The sequence below is a fragment of the Bullifex porci genome (assembly GCF_009695635.1).
GTDB lineage: Bacteria > Spirochaetota > Spirochaetia > Sphaerochaetales > Sphaerochaetaceae > Bullifex > Bullifex porci.
On the sequence record NZ_VUNN01000034.1, the window covers coordinates 1 to 14,687 of the forward strand.

Sequence of the window (14,687 nt, forward strand, 5' to 3'; positions counted from 1 at the left end):
GAGATCAGCTCCTTCCTTTCCGGGCTCAGCTGTTTTTTCGGCTTCTTTGCCATATTGAAACTCCTATGCCTTCTTCTTTTCTAGCATAAGAGATTCTTCAAATGTCCACAAACTTTTTTACAGTCTCATAAAAATGGTGAAAGCTTTTATGTCCCTAATCCTGAGATGTCAATTACTTTGATTGGTGAATTCATATTTTGATGACTGAGATAAATAGTATAATAAAAGGGCTTAACACTTAGTGTTTTATTTGTGTTAATGCCCTTTATTTAAATAATGATATTACTTTATCATAAAAAGAATTAGGAGTACTTAATACTCCTAAATAATCACTTTTCTGGTTCTAAACTACATAATCCTTGATATCATCTAAAACATGCTCTTTTTTAGCCTCTCCTGGCTTTGCCTTCCTTATATTGATTTCAATAATATCATAGCTTATGCAATCATAGGTAATCTCATATACCTTATTATCTTCTTCACTGTAATACTGTTCTGTCCTGTGGGCACCAATACGTTTAACATCATAGCAATCAGTCATAATGTCAAAAATACTGTACTCCATTACAGGGGCCTGAGGCCTTTCTTCCTCTTCTTTTAACCAATTTATGCATCCGTCTTCTATCCTATAGCAAATATTTTCATAATCGCTATCAACACAACCTTCTAGCTTTTCCATATCTTCAAAGCTCATCATATCTTTTCTAAGCATTTAAGATACCTCCATATAATACTATTAGGATAAAATCTGATTAAATCACAATAAAACTATTCTGGTATACTCATTCTTCTGCATAAAACCCTCAGCTCTCTATATTTTTCATTAAGCTCATTATCTATATCAGAAACTTTTCTAAATGCATCAACCTTTTTCTTTATATAGAAAGGTGGGTAGAACATATAATCATTATCTTTCAATTCAGATCTTTTTACCATAAATGCTCTATTTTTTAAGCTCTTAGCTTTCTCTTCATCCATTGAAAGAGCTGCAGAGATCTCAGAGCATGTTTCATCATCTAGCACAATGTCGGGCTCTTCTAGATGCAGCATCAAGATATCATCACTTTTCTCTGCTTTAGAATCTAAAATAATGATACTTGAGTAGAGGAAATATCTTTCAAAAGAAAGAATAGAAATAGATGAATTAAGGTTGTATAGTTGTTCTCTACATTTATTTGGATACCCTTTCCTAAAAGCCAAGAATTTACTAGGTACCAAGATGAGTGCTTTATCACCATTTTTTATTAAGGACAATAATTCATCATCTAGCTTATCAAAAGTAGAATCACAATTATCTCGATTAGGAGAAATATACCAAACATCCCCAAAAGAAATAATTTTATTAGGTTTTTGTTTATTCCTATTAAGGAGATTATCATCACTTCTTTCTTTGATAAATCTATATCTATTTCTCTTTTCTTTTGGAACCATCATAAAGAAAAGCATCTTACTAAATGTTCTATCTAATTTGTTATTTATATAATATAGAACGTCGCAATTATTGTTTTTTCCAAAGGTAACATATAGTCCTGCAATAGTCCTTATATTAATAAATACATAATCATCATCAGTAATAGATAGAATACTCTCAGAGAGCTTAACTTCACCATAGTTCAAATGTCTAGAAATATATCTTCTCCATACAAAAGATATAAACTCTTGAAAGTCATCCTCAGCTTCTAAATTAAGGTCTATAGAAGATAAGAAATCTTTTGAATCACTAAGCCTATCCTTAAGTGAAAATATGAATGAGAATACTTCCTCATCTTCTTCCATTCCACATTTTATTTCCATCAACATAGCACTATAAGCAAGGTCAGTTAAATCTTCAGCTGTTAAAGCTTCTCCTTTATCAAATTTTTTCTTTATCTCCTCATTATTCTTGTCTTTAACAATTAGGTAATAAAAAAATAAATATATTATTACTTTTTGAAGCCTATCAAAACCAAATAGCTCTACTGATGATAGATGTCTAAAGAGCTTAGAAGCCTTTACTCTAATACTTGCTTTTTCTGACAATGAATGATTTATATCTCTATCTAAAGTCATATTCAGTCCTCTTCATTTTTAAGAAATAAAGAATCATTCCTCTCTTTTTCAAGAGAGATAATTTCAGTAGAAAGCCTTTTAAAATTTAAAAACCTCTTATACCTATTACTAATTTCTTTTATTTCTTTATCATTAAGTTCTGGAACATCAAGTTCAGCAACAGACACATTATTAATAATTGATAACACCCTTCCCTCTCTACTATTTTTTATTTGAGACCAAGCACATTTCGAGGAAAGGAAAGCCATCACAAAATATGGATTATATTTAGGATTAATCTTTCTGATAATCAAAGAAAATGATGGGACAATAAGCCCTTCATCCTCTTCTTTTTCTATAACACAGCTATCATATGGAGTTGATAGCTTCATAATTACATCTCCTTTTTTCGTATAGAACTTATCTTTAACTTCTTTATAAAGCTTAACTTCCTGTAGAAGAGAGTGATCAATTAGTCCATCATTTATAGCCTTTGGGACAAGAATCTTTTCGCTCTTTAATAGAGAGGGATCTCCATTGCCATCCTCCCATACTACACGTCTAGTAAGAACTCCTGTAATTATTTCATCAGCTATATCACGAATTTTCAAGCAACGACCTCCAGCACTGCTTTATTTTATCATCTACAATAAAAGGGGTCTACATGTTTTATATTTTATAAACAGTATCATGCAACCAAAGGCTCCATCATAACTCTAAGCTTATCTTTAATAGCATTTTTTCGATTAATAATAGTATTTTCAGATACCTTAAGGTATAAAGCCATCTCTTTATTTGACTTCTTATCCTTTCCCAAAAGGCCATATGAATAGATGATTAAATATTGTTCATCATTTGAGAGATTAGAAATGGAAATATAGAGAGATCTAATTTGCTCATTTTTTAAAACTTCTTCTTCAATTGAAAAGTCATCACTTTTAAAATCTAAGATTGTTGTATCACTATCTTTATCGATATTTGAATCTATAGAGATAGTTCCATTTGACCTTTCAGCTAGCAAAACAGTTTCTAAAGTTCTTTTAGAATTAATTCCTGAATACTTCATTAAATTATCTTTTGTTTCCTCAAGACCATTTTCTCTAATTATTTTCCTAGCATAATTTAATTTATTGATTTCAGAAATCTTTGTTGTACCAATACTAAGAGTACTTTGTTTTTCTCTCATAAAGTCAAGAATTGCCTGCTTAATACAACTGGAGGAATAAGCTGAGAAATTTCCTTTATTAGGATTAAAGGTTAAAACAGATTTATAAAGAGCTAAAATTGCTTCAGACATATACTCATCTGCAAAATTATTATTAATACCTCTAGCATATTTTTTTACTTCACGCTCGATATTACATCTGGATGCTTCTAATAGCTTTCTAAAAACCTTGCTATCATTCTTTGCTGCTACTGCTAAAGAGTCTAAATCAAAATTCCCCATACTTCCCTCCTAAAACAACTTAAAAAAACTTTTAAATATTTCTTATTTATCCACCAAGGTATATCAGATTAAACTAATTTCTAATTTTGTTTTATTTATTTTAATCATATTTATATCCTAGGCATATGTCAAGCAAAAACACTTGTTTTATTTCTTTTAATCAGTATTATTAAATCCTCTATTAATTAATATAAACTGTTTCAAAGAAATTCATAAAAAGATTGAAAAAAATTGATCTCAAGTGCTATTCACACCTGAGATCGGAGGATTTGTAAGGAAGATTAAAAATATGATTTTATTTATGCGAAATGATTATCTTGTAATCATCTTCTTGATGAAAATTAAGTCCACGAATCTCAAAAGCTTTTTCTAAAGATTCTTTTGAATATCCTGAACTATATTCAATGGCACTATCTGAATAATAGGTAATATCTGCACCATTTACTTCAACAATTAATGCAAATACCATTAAATTTACAAACTTATTATCGAAGGAGAATTCAATTTCATTATTACAACATTTAGTAAATGTTATATTAGGAAGAAAACCTTCTACATCCTTCCAATTCTTATAGTTTTCATTTTCTTCTGTAAAACATTCATAACATGGAGGGAAGTTTTCACTACATGTTTTATTCCAAGGAAGAATAGCTTCATATTTATCAGCTAGAGATGCATCTTTTGCAAGGCTATTAACCTTATTATAACAATCATTAAATGCAGCATTTACTTTAGACATAATAATTTTTTTCATCTTTAAAACTCCTACATTTAATATATAGTGTAGACTATGAAAATATCACAATGAAATTTAATATTTTGTTTTCTCTTTCTTTTACCCTATATAAATAATATGGAAGAGAAAAACAAAAGTATCATATTTAAATCAAGTAATATTATTAATAATTTTGAATTCAAAGACTCTAATATAGAAGAAGTTATCATTCAATCTTCTATATCTAAAATAGAGCCTGAAGCATTTAAAAATGCTAAGAAACTAAAGAAGGTCGTAATACCAAATTCTGTAGTAGAAATAGGAAGTGATGCTTTCTTTGGTTGTGAGAATATAAGAGAGATTATCATTCCTAACTCTGTATTACATATTGGAGAAAACGCATTTTGGGGATGTAAAAGGCTTGAGAGAGTAGTCCTCTCCTCAGCTCTATCTGTAATAGAAAATGAAACCTTCTGTTCTTGCTCTTCTCTTAAGGAAATTATTATTCCTGAAGGAGTTTTAAAAATAAAAAAGGGAGCATTTTCTCTATGTGATAATTTAGAGAGTGTAAGACTTCCTAATACTTTAAAGAAAATAGCAGAGTACGCTTTCTTCTGCTGTACTTCTCTTAATGATATTAATATGCCACTATCTGTAAAACAAATTAAAGCCCATGCATTTTCATCATGTAGAAGCTTACAAAATATCAAAATAGAGAGCTCTCTATCAAAAATAGAGAAATACCTATTCTCTGATTGTCCATCTCTTTCTTCTATATCTCTTCCAGGAAGCATTAAGAAAATAGAAAATGGTGCTTTTAATAGCTGCTTTTCACTTAAAGAAATAATTATTCCTAATGGAGTAAAGAAAATAGGTAAAAAGACTTTCTCCTACTGTAATTCTCTTGAGAGAGTTTCTCTACCTTCAACTCTTGAGGTGATAAAAGATAAAGCTTTTGAAAATTGCAAGAATATAAAGAAAATACATATCCCTGATTCAGTAAGAGAGATTGGAGAAGATGTCTTCTCCTATTGCACCTCTTTGGAGGTAGCAACTATCGGTACTAATGTGGTGGAGTTAAAAGATAGAGTATTTAATAAGTGTGATAATCTAAGAGATATTACTCTTCCAAAGAATCTTAAGAATATAGGATATAGAGCATTTTATGAGTGTAGGTTTCTTCAGAATATAATCATTCCAGATCACGTAGAAGAAATAGGAGAAGAAGCTTTTTGTAACTGTAAGATGCTTGAAAAAGTTGTGATTCCAAATTCTGTAAATAGAATTAAAAAAGGATGCTTTAAAGGCTCTTTGAATTTAAAAGAAGTAGTTTTACCTTCTTTACTTTCAGCAATAGAACAAGAAGCTTTCTTTGGTTGTACTTCTCTCTCTAAAATAGTTTTCCCTTCATCTTTAAAGACTATCGACGACGAAGCATTTGCTTCTTGCTATAAATTAAAGGAAGTAAAGATTCCAACTACTTTAGAAGAAGTAGGAAATAAAGTCTTTAATAATTGTAAAATGCTAAATTAGATATCTCAAAGATTAAAATGATCTAATAAACAAATGAGTTCATCATCTTTCTTATTCTGCAAGTAAGCTTTTAACACTTTATCTGCATCAATAAAAATAACTTCTATATCAGAAACATCTTCTTGCGAGAAGAAAGGCGATGGCATTCGCCCTATTCCAACTTTATTTGATGAGTGACAAGTCGGTAATATGAAATAGTTTTTTTTAGCCCTTTCTCCAATTAGGTCTTTATATCCTTTTTGATACATATGTTGTTTTAATATATCTCCTACTCCAGGCAAACCAACACGAATACCATCTTTGATTTCAGGAAGGTAATACTTTGCATCAAGTATTGAAAAAGAATTACCTCCAATGCAGATACAGTCAGGTCGAAGACCATCCCAAGGGTAATAATTTCCATTAATACAATAATACGGAGCATGTGTTTTTTCTTTTTTTTCAGGATTCTTGATATATGTAGAATAGTTTCTTTCTTCTCCATTCCCAATTATTTTATCTTTTACATCTCCAAATGCTACAGACACTGCCTTTTCCCATATGATATTAAAGTTTCTTGTTCCATAAAATTGAGCTTCACTTTTTACCTTAAGCTTTCCTTCTTCTTCGATATAGGCAATTAAATAGGATAAAAGTTCATGTTTTCTTGTGTTAAATTGACTTCGTCTTTCATTAATTAGGGCTTTCTTCAATGCGGTGATATCACCAAGAGAGTCTAAAGTGTTACTATCTATTTCATAGATTTCACTAAGTCCAAGGAACTCTAGAATGCCACAAGAGGCCAACTCATCAGAGCACTGTTTTATGACAGCTGCATGAATCTTAGAAGCAAGACACTCTTTATTTGTAATCATTCTTTGATTGCAGTAACTAACGTAATATGGTTTGTTATCAACAAAAATGGGTTGAAATGAATCAATGGTGAGATTCCAGTTAATCTCTCCATTTCCATTTATTTCATTTATTTCTTTTCTATTGGAATAAATGCCGTTTTCAAAATAATCAAAGAGAAAGTACAGCATCATTGCCATTCTACTCTCTCTAACATGATGTATTTCTTCGATAGATGTATCTGTAATATTTTTTGTCTTACTATCCCTATACTTCTTTATGGCATACAGCACCGTTGATAGTTGATGAAAAACATCCTTTATCTCGTCTTCACTTAGAGGATCTCTTAGTTCTAGTGTTTCCTTTTTCCTTAGGAAATACTTTGGATAAACAAATAAACAGATATCGCAATAAACTATAAAACCTACGAAGTCAAATGCATATGATGAGTATAAAGACTTATCAATTAAATCGGGTTCTTCTTTTTCGATTATATCTTCTTCAATTACCTCAAATGATAATGATGAGTCAGTAAGCTTCACCAAGACTCTCTTCTTTAGAAGCTCACTGATTAAATCTAAGCCCAACAAGTTATTCAGTTCTTCTGCTTTATACTTGAAACCTTCAGCCAGATAAAGGACATTCATTATTCAATAGCCCTTTTTTCATCATTATCTACGCCATTAGCAATGCTCTTAATTTTTTCTGGCTTAAAGATATCTATTCCACTTTTATTAAAGTCGCTTAAAATGGCAGAGAAGCTGTTTTCTTTAAATAATTCTGACCTAAATGCTCTTGCAGCATCTTCATATAGATACATAAGAACTTTATTCTTGAATGCATGTCGAAAATCTTTTTCTTCTACATTTTTCCCAACATTTAAGAAGTACTTACCTAGATGCTTGTCTTCATTGACCTTTTTTTCACAAAGCCATTCATTAATTGCTTTTCTTATATCTTCCCAATTGCTCTTTGTTACTGGGCAGTTAGGATCATCCCCTATTGGTTTACCATCTAAATCAAAATATAGGAAATCCCATCTTCTCTTAAAGGCAGTATCCATAGGGAATACGCCTTGGTCTGCACTATTCATAGTAGCCCAGATATACATGTTTGATGGAATAGAAAGTTTATCAGAATTTTCTACTTTTCCTTCAAGATATTTCTTTATATCTTCTGAAGCGGATATTGAATAAACACTTTTACCTTCTTGGTCTCTATCAAGTAATTGAAATACATCTCCAAAAACAGAAGCAGCATCTGCTCTATTTATTTCTTCAATAATCAACAGATAATTCTTTGAAGGATTATTTACTGCATCAACATAGGTTCTCAAGAATGGACCTGGAACAAAACTATATGAGATATTCTCACCGTTCATTACTGGTTTGTAGCATCCTACAAACTGAGAATAAGAATAACTTGGGTAGAATGTTACTCTTTCTATTTTTTTAAAATCTTTTATTTGATCATTTAAAAAGTAGCTTTTACCTGTACCAGGAGCACCAAAAACAATCAAGTTTCTTGGTTTATCAATCTGAGGAGCCTGAATTTCTGCAACAGAGTTATTTGTGGAAGATGTATCTAAAGATTCTAAACATATTTTAAAATAATTGATTTCGTTTTCTTCCAAGCATAATTCTTTTTTGCAGTTTAAAATTAGATTTGATAAGTTACATGATAAATAGTTATCATTTGTTAAGCATTTAGGATTTTGACAATAATTATTATTCCTATCCAAAATACGAGTTGCTTGATTTTGATTATCTTGTATTTCTTGCTTTCTAATTGTTTTTGTCATTCCAAGAATTTTCAACTTGTAAAAACGCAGATCATTAGTATAGTTTGTATCTATTATGAACTGCCCATCAATGTCATTTTTGATATATTCATCCTTATCAGCAAACTTAACATTATCATCGATAATTTTACAATTAAAAAGTGTATCATTTATATAATTACCATTTGCATCTTTAGCCATCAGAAGAACATAGTCCTCATTTGGAGTGGCATTTTTGAATTTACCTTTAAGTCCAAATGCCCAATGCACAAAATGTTCATTATTATTACTTTCCCAGTTTCCGATTAAATTATAATTACTAGGATTTGATGTTGCGAAATATATATTCAATTAACTCCTCCATAATTCTTTTGTTATATTTCTTTCCCTTCTGCAATTCTCAGTCATTATAGTTTATACAATTAAAATCAGTTATTTACCAATCTAGTGGATAGCTCTCATATTTTTTACTCTTTAATTTTCTAGTGTTTTAGCTAGATTATCTATATATAAATAGCTATCTACTCTATCTCTTTGGAGATTTTGTTGTATAATTCTTCTATATTGTCTTTATCATTAAGCATTTCTAGAGCCTTAGAAACAATTGAAACTAATTTTTCTATAGTCATATTACTATCTAATTCTCTCTTAACATATTTAAAGTCAGCAAACTTAAAATATTTATATTCATCCACATTTAAATGATCAATTTCAGCAGTTAAAGCTTTTTTAATAATATTTGATCCCCATCCACAAATATTTTTTTTAAATTCTAAGTTATCATTTACACTCGCTTTAAACTTTTTACTGTCTTTTGGTTTCTTTTTATAGTATGGTTCGACAAATACTCTAAATTGATTACCTTGAATCTGAACTCCTACTAAGAGTTTTTCTTCATATTCTATTTGCCACTCGAAAAATCCTATTGATCGAGTCATACCAAATTCTTTTCTATTAAAAGCAACATTATTTTCAAAATCTTCTTCAATATTTTTCTGTGTTATTCCATACCATAGCTTTGTATATATATCATAAAAGCGGATTTGTTTTAGAAGCTTTATGTTATCTGGATTAGGGAACAATTTTTTTTCATTAATATCATCAATTAATTTTTTATTAAGAATAGTATTTAGATCTGCCAACATATCACAATAATATTGGAGAATGAATTCACATGGATGACCTTTTTGAACTACTATTTTATCTTTAAAGCTATTGTAACTCACAGCTTTCCATGTGACTCCATTTATATCACAAGATTCACCAAATCCTTTATTTCTATCAAATCCTAAGGCATTATCAAGAACAATTTGAGGTGCAAATAAATAACAACTAGTATTATCATTTGTTAAATATTTATTATAAATTTTATATTTACGTTTATTAAGTTTATCAGAATATTCTTCAAGCTGCTGCTTATTAGGAATTGATTTAAACTTATTTTCAATAATAACAAATTTCAAAGCTAAGTCTTTAGATAGTTTAGAATCTATATCATCTAATATTGAAATATCACCTATGCGTTCCTTAACTTCCTCACTTGAATAAACAATTATTAAATCTAGATTCTGATGCTCTCTAAATTCATTTAAAACTACTTCATTTTCTTTTATGCCGAACAACTTTTTTAATTCCTGGTTTTCTTCATTCATAAAAAGCCAAGCTAACATATTACTATGAAATAGTTCTTTTCCTCCCAAAGACATAGCATATATTGGATTTTTCTTTAGCCTAGTTATTATTTCATTCATTTTTATTCTCCTTTTTGCATACAAATACAAATTATCAAAATTAACTTAATATCCATTATATTTTACCGTTTCATCACTCCAAACTACTGTAAGTCTTAAGCAGTCACCCCAAGGGAAATTTGGTAAAGAGTCTTTTGGCTTATCTATTTTAATCTGCATGTTTAATGCTCCAAAAGTATTTGCATCAATGTATTGAATCGATCTTGGAATAGCTATCTCACGTAATATCATTACATTTTGAAAAGCCCCGAACTCAATTCTCTCTATATTTGCAGACATATTTATTTCCTTCAGCTCGCTACCGAAAAAAGCTTTTTCACCAATAACCTTTACACTATCAGGAAGAACAACTTTATCAAGAGTGCATCCTTCAAACGCCATAGGCCCTATTTTTGTCACACCTTCAGGAACAATGTATTCAGATTCCTTTCTACTTATTGGATAGTAAATAAGAGTCTTTCCCTCTTTATCAAACAATACACCATCTATAGACTTAAAGTGCTTATTATCTTCAGAAACCACCACTTCCTTAACTCTTGGGTGGTTATATGGGCATATTTCTAAATCTGTAACACCTGAGCCTAGATATAAGCTTGAGAAATTTTCACCATAGTCTTCCATATAATACTTTGAGATTGAATTACCAACAGATAGTGTTTCCAAGGAAGAATCACTGAATACATTTATATCAATAGATTCAACTGAATCTGGAATATTAAAGTTTTTAATACCAGAATGAGCAAGAGCAAATTTTTCTATTTTAGTAACACTGTTTGGAATTATAAGGTTCTCTAAGCTACTACATCCTGAAAAGATTCCTTCTCTCATTACATCTATTTTTCCAAGTCCATTCACTTCCCTCAGACTGGAACAACTAGCGAAAGCAGATTCTTCAATCATTGTGACACTGTCTGGAATAGTAACCTTTTCAAGTTTCTTACAATTACTAAAGGCACAGTCCTCAATAATTTTAACACCATTCTCAATAGTGACTTCACTTAGGTTTTCACATTCGCAAAAGGCTTTATCACCAATAGTCTTTATGTGAGATGGAATAGTAATCGACTTTAAATAACTATTTTTCCAAAACCTAAATGAATCAATTTTGTTAATTGATACAGGGAATGTGATACTTTCTGCATTGATTATCGTCTTCCTTCCTATTGAAACAACTCCTTCCGGTATCACATAGTTTTTACATTTTTTCCCCAAAGGATAAAAAATAAGTGTGTCACCTGATTTATTAAACAAAACTCCATCTATTGATTTATAATTCTCATTCTCTTCTGATACATTTATACTCTTCAGATTGGTTAAGCCAACAAAGAAATAATCATGATGAGGTATTTCCCTAATCCCTTTAGGGATATATAAAGATGTGAGATTGATGCACCCGTTAAATATAAATTCACCAATTAAATCAATACTTTCTGGAATAGAAACATGCTCTAGCTTTTTGCATTTATCGAAAGCACGGCTATGGATTTCCATTACACTATCAGGGATGTCGACTCGCTTTAATTGATTACACTCGCTAAAAGCATATTCTCCAATAGATACTATCAAAAGTCCTTTCATAGTTTTTGGGATTATCCTGTCAACTTCAATGAACTTGTTACAAACACCAGTTATTGCAGCTTTACCTTCACCTATATCTTCAATTATCAAATTATCTTCAACCATTTCTGGCATATACACAGTCCCTCTTTTTATCTTATAAGATGATCATACCCATTCGTATTCTTATAGATATATGTAGTGTAAAAAATATTATTTACATAATAATTTTTAAATAAAATCCACACCTTTGTTATCATTATTGATACTACAAGAACTAATTGTAAAGTTTTTATAGTACTTTTTAATTAACTAAGTTAGTTGATAATAAAATACCATTGTACCACTAGACATTATACTCCTACAGGAGTATATTTTTGGTATGAGAAGAATATATCATGGATCAATTAATGTAATTGAAAAACCAACCTTTGGAATTGGAAAAGTAAGAAATGATTATGGACTTGGATTTTACTGCACAGAGGATATTAATCTTGCAAAAGAATGGGGAGCATCAAGAGACAAAAATGGATATGCAAATATCTATGAAATTAACGATGATGAATTAACTATTTTAAATTTAAATAGTCCTAATTATTCAGTTCTTCACTGGCTTTCTATTCTTTTAGAAAATCGAATATTTGATATTACAACCCCTCTTGCAAAAGAGGCAAAAGAATATCTACTGAACAACTTTCTTCCTCAATATAAAAGTTTCGATATCATCATTGGAAATCGCGCAGATGATAGTTATTTTTCATTTGCTCAAGATTTTATTAATGGTGCTATATCTGTACGCCAGCTTGGAAATGCAATGAAATTAGGTGGTCTTGGTAATCAATATGTTTTAAAAAGTAAAAAAGCATTTGAAAGACTCCATTATTTAAGAAATGAAATAGTACTTTCTTCTGAATACTATCTAAAAAAAGAACAAAGAGACCATACTGCAAGGCGACAATACTTTGATCAAGAGAAAATAAAACGTAGCGATATTTATATTATCCAAATACTTAATGAGGAGATTAAAGCAGATGATTCACGCTTACGATAATAACTATTTACCAAGAGCACAAACTCTTATGGGAGTAATGTTTCACGTTGCTGTTTATGATCTTAATATTCCTCTTGAAATATTCTATGATAAATTTCTTTTTTCAAAAATTTCATCATATTTTGAAGCAGGTGATAGCACCATTCTAGCTGGGACATCTGGTGTTGAACTTGCTCTTGATATAATAAATGATGATACTAAAGCTAATAATATTCATCCTATATTTGATAGAACACCTGAATATTGGTGTGGGTGGGCCTTAGCATATTTTCAGTGGTACAGTGGACTTAAGTTTCTTCAGATAAATAAGTATATTTCCATAAGAGAAATACTAAATATGTATAATCCATACCATGAAATGGATATAGGCCATTTCTGTGATCATATGTTTGCTTTATATAATTCAAGAAAACCCTTCTCTAATTTGAAATTACTACGTCTTGATGCCAATCTATCTCAAAGTGAATTATCAAAGCTATCAGAGGTACCGGTTAGGACGATTCAACAATATGAGCAAAAACAAAAGAAAATAAATAAAGCAAGTGCAGAAACAATTATAAAGCTTGCTAAAGTATTAAATTGCTCAGTTCTTGATTTAATGGAATTTGATAACACCTGAAAACAAACACACCTTAGTTAAACCTTGTGTTGTAAAAAAACTAACTTATCATTTACTTAGGGAAAGGCACCTTTTTAATAAAGAAAACAGAAAGATAATGCCTGGACACTCTTTGATAAGAAAAGTCTTCATGACGTCAACCCAAAATTCTATTCAAGGAGGGCTTTTCGCCTATTATTGAAGTAATCCTACGGCTGAAGCACGTGGGTTTTCTCGGCTAGGTGCCGTAAAAACAAGGAAAATACCATTAAGTAAATTGGACATAATCTTCCTCAAGAGGAAGGATATGATATTGTAGATGCAAGCGGATGTGTAGGAACACTTGGCTTTGTGAATACTCATCACTACTTGCAATAGCAGAGCTAATGAAGACAGGATGTACACTTTCAACAGACCATCACTATATATCCCCAAGTAGGGCCAAATTATATGAAGTAGATACAATTTTATATGAATTCCCCACGCAATAGCAGTGATTCAGATAGTGTTGCATGGTTTTGCGTATTTTCATCATATACAAACACGCTATTATTGCGTAAAAAATTTATACAAAAACACGCAATTCCTGCGTATTTTGATTACATATAATCATCTGCTCCTTTGTATTTGAAAACTACAGTATTGATTAGTGCTATCTTTTAGGTTCTTATGCAGAGGGAAAGGCTACCTAGGTTAGTGATGTAGTTCTATTAATATCTACCCCTATTTCTGGAATACAGTTATATGATCTTGTAGAAACCATCCGGGAAGCATTACAAAAAAAGGTAGATATACTGAACCGCGAACAGCTGAATAAAAAAGATAGTAACCAACCTAGCTTTTATTATTAAGCACACCGATGGAAGAACTAGAAGTCAATTAGATCTTCATGGGCTCCATTATGTTACAGCTGATTCAAAGCTCTGAAAACTCTGACACACTTTACCCTCAAGTTTCCTTGTTAGAACCGTATCTACAATTCTTGGTATATAGCCTTTTATATCAAATAATTATTTTATATTTTCGGCGTTTTGTAGAGAAATTTTTCGGCGTTTTGTGAGATATTTTTTCGGCGTTTTGTAGAAAAAGTACTAAATAATGAGATTAAAATGTAGGATGCAAAAGCTGCATCCTATAATTTATTAACCCTTAACTGCTCCAGCGACTAAGCCTTTAATCATGTACTTCTGGAAGAAGAAGAAAACTAATACCATTGGTATAGTGCCAATAACACTTATTGCATTAATTAAGCTCCAGTCATAAGAAAGCTCGTATTCGTAATTTCACCGCTTATATATTTAAAAAGGACAGCCTAGTAAACTGTCCTTATGAATAAAAGATTTAATTGCTTAAATTACAATTTAATTGTTACGACCCCTAAGAACATATGGTTCTG

Annotated in this window: 12 protein-coding genes; 3 read left to right on the plus strand and 9 right to left on the minus strand. The window is 30.4% G+C overall.

The genetic code is table 11. From position 1 onward, the window contains the following. Window positions 1–343: 343 nt before the first annotated feature. The 5 genes from FYJ80_RS10985 to FYJ80_RS11005 form a co-directional block, all read right to left on the minus strand. A complete protein-coding gene (locus FYJ80_RS10985; RefSeq protein WP_154426875.1) occupies window positions 344–712 on the minus strand; it encodes a hypothetical protein in 369 nt (122 codons plus the stop codon). A 56-nt stretch (window positions 713–768) separates the two neighbouring features. Continuing rightward, entirely contained in the window at window positions 769–2,049 is a 1,281-nt protein-coding gene (locus tag FYJ80_RS10990) for a hypothetical protein (RefSeq protein ID WP_154426877.1), read from the minus strand. A gap of 2 nt (window positions 2,050–2,051) precedes the next feature. Beyond that, window positions 2,052–2,639 (minus strand): restriction endonuclease subunit S domain-containing protein, encoded by a 588-nt coding sequence (locus FYJ80_RS10995; protein ID WP_154426879.1) that lies wholly within the window; start codon window positions 2,637–2,639, stop codon window positions 2,052–2,054. A 77-nt stretch (window positions 2,640–2,716) separates the two neighbouring features. Continuing rightward, the gene (locus FYJ80_RS11000) at window positions 2,717–3,475 is read right to left on the minus strand and encodes a sigma-70 family RNA polymerase sigma factor (protein WP_154426881.1); all 759 of its coding nucleotides are present in this window, start codon (window positions 3,473–3,475) and stop codon (window positions 2,717–2,719) included. Window positions 3,476–3,770: 295 nt separating this feature from the next. After that, window positions 3,771–4,229 (minus strand): hypothetical protein, encoded by a 459-nt coding sequence (locus FYJ80_RS11005; RefSeq protein WP_154426883.1) that lies wholly within the window; start codon window positions 4,227–4,229, stop codon window positions 3,771–3,773. Window positions 4,230–4,328: 99 nt separating this feature from the next. On the opposite strand from FYJ80_RS11005, the gene FYJ80_RS11010 reads away from it, so the two are divergent. Further along, window positions 4,329–5,723: a leucine-rich repeat domain-containing protein gene (locus FYJ80_RS11010; protein ID WP_154426885.1), complete on the plus strand. Its 1,395-nt coding sequence runs from the start codon at window positions 4,329–4,331 to the stop codon at window positions 5,721–5,723. A 5-nt stretch (window positions 5,724–5,728) separates the two neighbouring features. Here the strand turns inward: FYJ80_RS11010 and FYJ80_RS11015 are convergent, their stop codons facing one another. The 4 genes from FYJ80_RS11015 to FYJ80_RS11030 form a co-directional block, all read right to left on the minus strand. Continuing rightward, a complete protein-coding gene (locus tag FYJ80_RS11015; protein ID WP_154426887.1) occupies window positions 5,729–7,201 on the minus strand; it encodes an LlaJI family restriction endonuclease in 1,473 nt (490 codons plus the stop codon). Continuing rightward, window positions 7,201–8,685: an McrB family protein gene (locus FYJ80_RS11020; RefSeq protein WP_154426889.1), complete on the minus strand. Its 1,485-nt coding sequence runs from the start codon at window positions 8,683–8,685 to the stop codon at window positions 7,201–7,203. Before FYJ80_RS11020 ends, FYJ80_RS11015 begins: the two co-directional genes overlap by 1 nt. 170 nt (window positions 8,686–8,855) lie before the next feature. After that, the gene (locus FYJ80_RS11025; protein ID WP_154426891.1) at window positions 8,856–10,085 is read right to left on the minus strand and encodes a PD-(D/E)XK nuclease family protein; all 1,230 of its coding nucleotides are present in this window, start codon (window positions 10,083–10,085) and stop codon (window positions 8,856–8,858) included. A gap of 45 nt (window positions 10,086–10,130) precedes the next feature. Beyond that, a complete protein-coding gene (locus FYJ80_RS11030; RefSeq protein ID WP_154426893.1) occupies window positions 10,131–11,777 on the minus strand; it encodes a leucine-rich repeat domain-containing protein in 1,647 nt (548 codons plus the stop codon). Window positions 11,778–12,024: 247 nt separating this feature from the next. Between FYJ80_RS11030 and FYJ80_RS11035 the strand changes: the two genes are divergently transcribed. Further along, window positions 12,025–12,693 (plus strand): DUF3990 domain-containing protein, encoded by a 669-nt coding sequence (locus FYJ80_RS11035; protein ID WP_154426895.1) that lies wholly within the window; start codon window positions 12,025–12,027, stop codon window positions 12,691–12,693. Next, window positions 12,674–13,312 (plus strand): helix-turn-helix domain-containing protein, encoded by a 639-nt coding sequence (locus tag FYJ80_RS11040; protein ID WP_154426897.1) that lies wholly within the window; start codon window positions 12,674–12,676, stop codon window positions 13,310–13,312. The genes FYJ80_RS11035 and FYJ80_RS11040 overlap by 20 nt, the downstream gene beginning before the upstream one ends. Window positions 13,313–14,687 lie beyond the last annotated feature (1,375 nt).